Annotated in this window: 8 protein-coding genes; 2 read left to right on the top strand and 6 right to left on the bottom strand. The window is 44.4% G+C overall.

Features of this window, described 5'->3' with window-relative positions; all coding sequences use genetic code 11:
- The 3 genes from rpsG to VL525_RS12860 all read right to left on the bottom strand — a co-directional run.
- Window positions 1–366, bottom strand: a 366-nt coding sequence (gene rpsG, locus VL525_RS12870) for a 30S ribosomal protein S7 (protein WP_325387156.1), incomplete at its 3' end; no start/stop codon positions are given.
- Window positions 367–384: 18 nt separating this feature from the next.
- Entirely contained in the window at window positions 385–798 is a 414-nt protein-coding gene (gene rpsL, locus VL525_RS12865; RefSeq protein ID WP_273631272.1) for a 30S ribosomal protein S12, read from the bottom strand.
- Window positions 799–959: 161 nt separating this feature from the next.
- A complete protein-coding gene (locus VL525_RS12860; protein WP_325387152.1) occupies window positions 960–1,829 on the bottom strand; it encodes a tetratricopeptide repeat protein in 870 nt (289 codons plus the stop codon).
- Between the two features lie 218 nt (window positions 1,830–2,047).
- On the opposite strand from VL525_RS12860, the gene VL525_RS12855 reads away from it, so the two are divergent.
- Window positions 2,048–2,575 carry a hypothetical protein gene (locus tag VL525_RS12855; RefSeq protein WP_325387150.1) on the top strand — a complete coding sequence of 176 codons (528 nt, stop codon included), beginning with the start codon at window positions 2,048–2,050 and terminating at the stop codon, window positions 2,573–2,575.
- A gap of 73 nt (window positions 2,576–2,648) precedes the next feature.
- Here the strand turns inward: VL525_RS12855 and VL525_RS12850 are convergent, their stop codons facing one another.
- The 3 genes from VL525_RS12850 to VL525_RS12840 form a co-directional block, all read right to left on the bottom strand.
- Window positions 2,649–2,771, bottom strand: coding sequence for a hypothetical protein (locus tag VL525_RS12850; protein ID WP_325387148.1), 123 nt, complete (start codon window positions 2,769–2,771; stop codon window positions 2,649–2,651).
- A gap of 92 nt (window positions 2,772–2,863) precedes the next feature.
- Window positions 2,864–3,553, bottom strand: coding sequence for a carboxypeptidase-like regulatory domain-containing protein (locus VL525_RS12845; protein WP_325387146.1), 690 nt, complete (start codon window positions 3,551–3,553; stop codon window positions 2,864–2,866).
- Window positions 3,554–3,716: 163 nt separating this feature from the next.
- Window positions 3,717–5,741, bottom strand: a complete 2,025-nt coding sequence (locus tag VL525_RS12840; RefSeq protein ID WP_325387144.1) for a M1 family metallopeptidase — start codon at window positions 5,739–5,741, stop codon at window positions 3,717–3,719.
- A gap of 211 nt (window positions 5,742–5,952) precedes the next feature.
- Here VL525_RS12840 and VL525_RS12835 point away from each other — a divergent pair, with 211 nt between their 5' ends.
- On the top strand, window positions 5,953–8,367 hold the full coding sequence (locus VL525_RS12835; protein WP_325387142.1) for a TonB-dependent receptor: 2,415 nt from the start codon (window positions 5,953–5,955) through the stop codon (window positions 8,365–8,367).
- Window positions 8,368–8,374 lie beyond the last annotated feature (7 nt).

Here is an 8,374-nt window from a genome sequence, read left to right as displayed (position 1 = left end):
CTCACCTGCTAATTTCTCCATCATGGTTTTTTCGCCACGACGACGAGCATAGCTGATCAGCCATTTCATACCCAAAGCCAATTTACGGTCAGGGCGAACTTCAGTAGGCACCTGGAAGTTAGCACCACCTACACGGCGGCTTTTTACTTCAACAGCAGGCATTACGTTGTTCAAAGCTTTTTTCCAGGTTTCTAAACCGTTTTCGCTTGTTTTTTTCTCAACAATTTCAACGGCGTTGTAGAATATAGCGTATGCGGTAGATTTTTTACCATCATACATCATATTGTTTACAAACCTTGTTACCAAAGTATCATTGAACTTTGGATCAGGAAGGATAATTCTCTTTTTTGGTTTTGACTTTCTCATTGTTACTATCCTCCTTAATTATTTCTTTTTACCTTTTGCAGGTGCGGCTGCTGCCTGGCCTGGTTTAGGACGTTTAGTACCATATTTACTTCTGCGCTGGTTACGGCCGTTAACACCCGAGGTATCCAGTGCCCCACGAATGATGTGGTAACGTACACCCGGTAAGTCTTTCACACGTCCACCACGGATCAACACTATAGAGTGTTCCTGCAAGTTGTGGCCTTCACCAGGGATGTAGGCATTCACTTCTTTTCCGTTTGTAAGGCGCACACGGGCAACTTTACGCATTGCTGAGTTTGGTTTCTTAGGGGTAGTGGTATACACTCTCGTGCACACGCCTCTTCGCTGTGGACAGCTGTCCAACGCTGGCGACTTACTCTTGTCAACCATAGCTACTCTACCTTTTCTAACTAATTGCTGAATAGTAGGCATTCTTGCTTTTTTTTTCTTTTTTGTTTTTATCCCTTAGTGCGCCAACACGGCGTACTTATTTTAAGGACTGCAAAAGTACGGACTTATTTTTTGATTTTCAAGAGGTTAATTGAAAAAGTTTTGTGTACAGGCAAAAGGCTGTAAAAGTTGTTGTTGGGCTACTAAAAACCTGCGTTAATGATGGTCTTATAATAAGCCGAATCTTCCGGCATGAAAGACTTTGCCTTGATCATCCAATTATTGTAGTCCTCCCTGTTACCTAATGCCTTATACGCCTGCGCCATATTGAATGCCATTTCTCCACGATCTATATCAACCTTGTCCGGAAAATGTGCAAGTCCTTTTTTATAAGCTTCGATAGCTTGATCATATTCTTTTTTTTGCAGATAAGCATAACCCAGTTCTTTATAGAAATAAGCATTATCAGAATTGTGTTTAATAGCAGATTCAAGTACTAAAATCGCATTATCAAACCTTTGTAAAGCATTGTATGCAAACGCTAATTCAAATCCTACCCCAGGTGCATCCGGTTTCATATGGTAAGCTGGTTCGAGGTAGTTAAGTGCTATAGCAGATTCACCAAGTTCGTTATATAAATAACCCCATCGATAATCATGAGCTACGGTATCGGTATAGTTATAATAGGTTTTCACCCATTCCGGTTCCGCCTTGATCTTAAGCTCTTCAAAGTGCTGTTCAGGCAATAATGCTACATACTGCCAGTTTGGAGCGATTCGGTATTTTATCGAACCCGAATTTTTAAAAATATTTGTGTCTCTTACGTATCTTCCGTGGTCATCAACGGTAAAAACCCCCTGCAGATCATATGTAAATCCAGCTTGGCTATCGATATAGATGAAACCAAAGGAATATGTTTTCTTGTTATCGTTCCTTGATAAAACGACCCATTTTTTTTCGCAGGTTGTATACCGCCGATTGAATTTTAAGGACGTATCAATATTTGTGTTTTGCTGAGCTTTAGAATCAACACAAAAACAATAAAAAATGAAGATAAAGGTTAGGTATTTCATATAAAATAAAAATAGATAATTATTCAATTGATAACAAAATAATCGCCAAGATTTAGTGACTGCCGGTTAATAAAAGGTTTAAGCTCGGAGCGTGTATTGAAGTAGAGTACCTGGAAATCAATCTTTGTTCTGAAACGAACTGGAATTAGATACAAAAGTGATTTCAACATACCCACCTTCTCCCGCAGTTCGGTAGCTTTGGTTAAAAACCAATTCACATGAAAAAAATCACCTTACTATTCACACTCATTCCCTGCATATTTATCACTCAAAGTTCATTCGCCCAGGTAACCACCAAATTCGGCGACAACGTTAGCACCCTCGACGGAATAATGAAAGCTTATTATGATGTTGTAACGGTAAAAAAGGGCGAAAAGGCCAGTTACGAGCGCGACAGCCTGCTGCATTGGCCCAACGTAAACGTGGGTTCGGTTAATATGAATAAAACCGGCAAGCCGGTATTCCATTATATAAGCCTGAAGGAATTCCATCGCCTGTCCGATCCTTTCCTCGAAAAAGAGGGGTTTTATGAACGCGAAATATCACGCAAAGTGGATCATTTTGGCGCTATTTATCACGTGTTTAGCACATACGAGTCGAGGGCGGCTGCCGACAGCCCGGTTACCGAACGGGGTATCAACAGCATCGAACTCTATTTTGACGGCACCCGCTTTTGGATACTCGGCTGGTTTTATGACTCTGAACGCAAAGGCAACCCTATCCCACCGGAATATCTGAATAAATGATTACACCGATCATCATGTGGGATCAAAAAACAATCGGTGTAATCACAAAATCACAATCGGTGTAAACACCTTATTAACGCGACGGTGCTGGTGGTTTTGGCGGTGGTGGCGGCAGCGCATGATGCGGTGCGCAGCTGGTAAACAATATGGCGCACATGGCCGCAAGTGATACCATACTTATTAATTTCTTCTTCATAGTTATAGATTTTATATAACTACAAGCAGCAAAACAGGTTGTTTGTTTTACTTAGTCCGAAAGACTAAAAGGTCCAATCAAATGCCAATTGACTATTGACTGACCAAAGGCTGGATATGTCGCTTGTCCTCGGGCAGCGCCATATATTTTTTATACGAGTCGTTGATATAAACCGCCAGCGATTCGCTATTGTTACTGGTAATAAAGCCGTATGACGGGCGGTACAAGGTCATGAAATCCTCCAGGTCTTGCCCTTTCAGCGGCACAATGCTCCCCACGTAATTCCGTGTAAATACCTTGTCTACAACCCTTTCCTCCTGCTCTGTCTTAAAATACCTTTTCAGGCGGCGTGCGTTCCGGGCCTCCCGGCCAAACCACGTGGAAGGCGACAACGGGTACACTTTAGCTTTCTCATAAACCTGGGGGTATTCCTTTTGCGGATTGAACGAGGGTGTACGCGTAGCGGTAACGTTTACTTCGCGTAATTGTATTGGCTGTGTTTTCAGCTCGACATGTTTTTGGGAAAGATCAACCACATACAAAGTATCTGTCATATACCCCGGCGATGAGAAAATAAGTAAATGCCCCGTTTCAGTATGTATCTCAAACCTGCCCGATTTATCTGTAAGGGTTGCCTGTTTGTTTGACAAGTCGCGTACAAACACATTCTCCAGTTTGGTGCCATCCCTGTATTCGACAACTACCCCCTTTACCAAAGTTTGTGCATACAGCCCGCTACTGATGAACAGCAAAAAAATAATACTAAAGCTCTTAATATTCATAAAGGAAAGATAGGTAGCATAAATATAAGCTATTTACAACTAAAACTTACTTTTTAGCGCCGTGGTTTTAAATTTAACATTTAATTGACCTCAGAATGAACAATTTCTTTTACCATCTTTCGGTAATGGGCAACAAAAAACCCGGCTTTCACCGGGTTCTCTTTTATTTTTTGTCGCTTGTCCAGGTATTGTTATCGGGGTTAATATCCGGGAAAACTTTATCAGGATCATACGTTACAGATTGTATTGCTTCTGTCGAAGGATATTTAAAACTGAATGAAGTATTTCGCTCCCAAATCTCTACCGGCAGTTTCACACGGTCGGTTTTACCGCTAACTGTCTTTATCTCCAGTATAACAGGCATAGCCATCTTCTCCAAATTGTCAATGGTGATCATTGCGCCTTTGGTTGGGTCGTTATCAAAATATTTAACATCGCTCACAGCAACATCAAGCTTCCAGTTGTTCAGGAACCATCCGCGCCAGAACCACTGCAGGCTCTCGCCACCGGCATTTTCCATCGTGCGGAAAAAGTCATCCGGCGTTGGGTGTTTAAATGCCCACCTGTTAATGTAAGTCCTGAAAGCAAAATCGAAACGCTCCGGGCCCAATATCTGTTCGCGCAGTATCGTCAAACCGGCGCCCGGTTTGGCATATAGTAATAAACCGGTGTTGCGCTCCTTCAGGTTAGCCGGCTGGCTCAGCATCGGCTCAAGCCCGGTACGCGTATACCTCGATGCATGGTCATGCATATCTTCGCCCCCATGCCTGTATTCGCCATTATTGAAGTCATAGGTCGAAAGGGTGTTAATGAATGTATTGAAACCTTCGTCCATCCAGCCGTACAAACGTTCGTTCGATCCCACGATCATCGGGAACCAGGTATGACCGAATTCGTGGTCATTTACACCCCAAAGGCTCCTGCCTTTTGCTTTATACCCGCAGAAAACTATACCGGGGTATTCCATACCGCCAACTATACCGGCAACGGCCGTAGCGGCAGGGTAAGGGAACTCGAACCATTGTTTTGAGTTGAACTCAATAGATTTTTTAACATACTCTGTCGAACGGCCCCAGGCGTCGTTGCCATTGCTTTCAACCGGGTAGGCTGAGATAGCAATGGATTTTTTACCGCTTGGCAGGTCCATTTTAGCAGCATCAATAATGAAGGATGCCGACGATGCCCACGAAGCATCACGTGCGTTATTGATCTTAAAGTGCCAGGTAAGCTCTTTTTTGCCTGCTGGGCGCGATGAAGCTTGTGTAACCTCGTCGGCCGAGCGGATAACAACTGTTTTTTCGCTTTTTTCGGCTTCTGCCCAGCGCTTCAATTGCTCGGGGGTGTAAACCTCCTGGGGGTTAAGCAACTGACCCGAAGCAACAACAATGTGGTTTGCCGGGGCGGTAATGCGCAGGTCAAAGTCGCCGTACTCCAGGTAAAACTCACCCGGACCAGTATATGGCTGCGTGTTCCAGCCCATTACATCGTCATACACACACATGCGCGGGTACCACTGGGCTATGGTAAATATTTTGCCGTTCTTGGTTTCTTGTATTCCGGTGCGGTCCGAACCGTAGTTCGGTTCGATGAATGAGTATTCAATTTTCAGTTTCACCTGTCCGCCATTAGGCGCCACGTCCTGCGGCAGGAACACCTGCATCCGCGTATCGCTTATTAAAAATTTCAGGTCGGTAGCCGGCCCTTTTGCGTTTAATAATTGTACCGATTTTATCTTATCGCCCGCATCAAAATCCTGCCCGCGGCCCCAATTGCGGCTTTGCTGTTTTGGCGGGTTGCCTACCAGCGGCACGATCTGCGTACCGCGCGAATCCAATTTGAACAAGTTTTGATCAAGCTGCATCCACAAAAAGCCGAGCTTTTGCGGGCTGTTGTTGGTATAGGTAAGCACCTCCGACCCGGTTATCTGGTTCGTTGCATCATCCAGGTGTGCGGCCAATTGATAATCGGCCCGGTTTTGCCAGTATTTCGCTCCGGGCGCGCCATCCGCAGCCCTGAATTCGTTGCCGTTTTTTGAATAGAACGGGGGTCCGAATGTCTCGTGGTAATCGTAATTGGTTGCGGTTTGTGTGGGCTGCTGGGCAGCGGGGGGATTTGTCTGCTGCGCATTCGCTGCTCCGCCGGCAATCAATAAGGCCAGTGTAAAACCGGCCATAAATTTCAATTTCATTTCAGTTCAGTTAGTTAATTGAGCGCGCAATTTAGTATAAATTAGATAATTAGGGGCCGGGTAAAATAATTGTTACCAAATTTGGTGATAGCTGCACATACTTATAAGTCCGTTTTGGAAAAAAAATCTGACAGCGAGATAGTTAAGTGTGGAAAATCGACGTAATTTGTATCCTATAAACCTTTATTATATTCCGTTTTCTCACTCGAAGATGAAGACATGTGCGCGGATACTGGTAATTTTTCTTATCGCTATTGCGGGCGCTGCCAATGTCTTTGCCCAGGGTGAATACCATAATTTAAAAACCCCTATTGAAAAACTTAAAAATTATACCGGCACCCATCCGGCGGAAAAAATCTATCTGCATTTCGACAAACCCTACTATGCCGCAGGCGATACCATCTATTTTAAAGCTTACGTAACGATGGGCGAACGGCATGTGCCATCAACCATCAGCGGTGTACTGCATGCCGACCTGATCAATACGGAATACAAGGTAGACCAAAGCATCAAACTGCGATTAGTAGATGGTATAGCCTGGGGCGATTTTGCCCTGCCGGATAGCTTGCCAAAAGGCAGTTACCACATAAGGGCCTGGAGCCGCTGGATGCGTAACGATCCCGGTAGTTTTTTTGAAAAGGAAATACCGGTAGGATCGTTGCTTGATAACAAAATACCTGAAAGCAATATAATAAAAACGATCCATGCCAAAACTGATCTTCAATTCTTCCCCGAAGGCGGCGAAATGGTGAGCGGTATCGAAAATAAGGTCGCTTTTAAAGCTATCGGCGTAAGTGGCATGGGCGTCGATGTAAAGGGGAATATAATCGATAACACGGGAAAGCTTGTAGCCGAATTTGCTTCGGCGCGATTGGGTATGGGCTATTTTGAGTTGACGCCAGAAGAAGGGCAGAGCCATAAAGCTGAAATAGCCTATGCCGACGGAACTAAGGATAGCATACCGCTTCCGCTGGCAAAAGACAAGGGCATCGTCTTATCCGTCAATAACGACTCATTGCAAAAAGTAACCGTCATCGTAAAAGCAAACCAACGTTATTTCAACGAAAACAAGGGTAAGGAGTATCCCCTGCTCATTTACTCGGGCGGGATAGCCAATACGGTCAGTTGCAAACTGGACAGCAACCTTATTACTGTCGACCTGATCAAACGGAAACTATTCACCGGGATAACCCGCATCACCTTATTTTCACCTCAAAACGACCCGCTTTGCGAAAGGCTCATATTTATCCAAAACTACGACCAATTAAACCTGGACGTTGCGGCAGATAAGGAAACCTACCATGCACGGGATAATGTTAACATCAAACTTACAGCCAAAACCCGGGCGGATTCCACTGCAATCGGGCATTTTTCGGTGTCAGTGGTTGACGAAAGTAAAGTCAAAACCAATGAAAATGAGGAAACCACCATCTTATCCAGCCTGCTGCTTACATCCGACCTGAAAGGTTATATCGAACAACCCAATTATTACTTCAACAACATTACCGGCCAAAAACTCAAAGAACTTGACCTGGTAATGCTGACCCACGGCTACCGCAGGTTTGAATGGAAACAAGTGCTGGACAGCACAAATAACAAAATTTCTTATCAGCCTGAAACGGGATTGGAGATCAGCGGTACGGCATCAAGCATATTGGGCAGACCTCTAAATGAAGGCACAGTATCCCTAATCTCGCAGATGGGCGGTCCTATATCGAGTCAAACTACTGACTATAAGGGAAATTTCAGGTTCAGCAACCTGATGTTTACCGATACTATACATTTCATATTAAATGCGACGAATGCAAAAGGAAGGAATGTTACGAAGCTAACTTATCGAAAAGATATTATTCCGCCGGTAAACACCGCCATTACTTTAGCCGATCAAAATGTTAACGCATCCGTCACCAATTATCTCGTAAATACCGAAAAGCAACAGGAGCAGTTAAACGCGCTTGGCTTGGGTAAAGGGAGAATGCTGAAAGAGGTTAAAATTAAAGGCTTCAAGGAAAACAATAATTACAGGTCATCCAGTTTGCTGGGTCCGGGACATGCGAACCAGGTGGTACATGCAGAGGAATTGGAAAAAACCGGCGGCATGCTGTCTATAAGGCTGGCCGGCAAATTTCATGGCAGACTTGGTTTTGCTATAACGTCATCTGGAAATTTTCCGGGGCTTATTATGCTTGACGGCGTGCCCTGGCATTTCCCATTAGATTATATTAACCCGAATGCAGTTGAAACAGTCGAGTTGTTTTATGACGCCAATGCATCAATTTATGGGATGCAGGGTGCCGGTGGAGTGCTGGTGATCACAACAAAACAAGGCAGCGGCCTGCAGGCGAAAGATATTGCCTCCATTGGCCTGTTGCCCATTACTGTTCCCGGTTTTTATAAGGCCCGTGCGTTTTATTCTCCTAAGTATGAACATCCAAACGAGAATGCCAACCGGAAAGACTTGCGTAGCACTATTTACTGGCAGCCCGAGCTAAAAACGGATAAAGATGGCAACGCGGCATTTGAATTTTACAATGCCGATGGCACAGGCACCTATAAGGTAGTTATAGAAGGCATAGACGAAAAGGGGAATGTCGGCAGGCAGGTATTCCGGTATAAAGTAGAGTAGTTTAATT

The organism is Mucilaginibacter sp., assembly GCF_035492695.1.
Lineage (GTDB): Bacteria > Bacteroidota > Bacteroidia > Sphingobacteriales > Sphingobacteriaceae > Mucilaginibacter.
The sequence above is the reverse complement of the archived record's forward strand: the minus strand, read 5'-3'. Positions and strand labels throughout refer to the sequence as shown.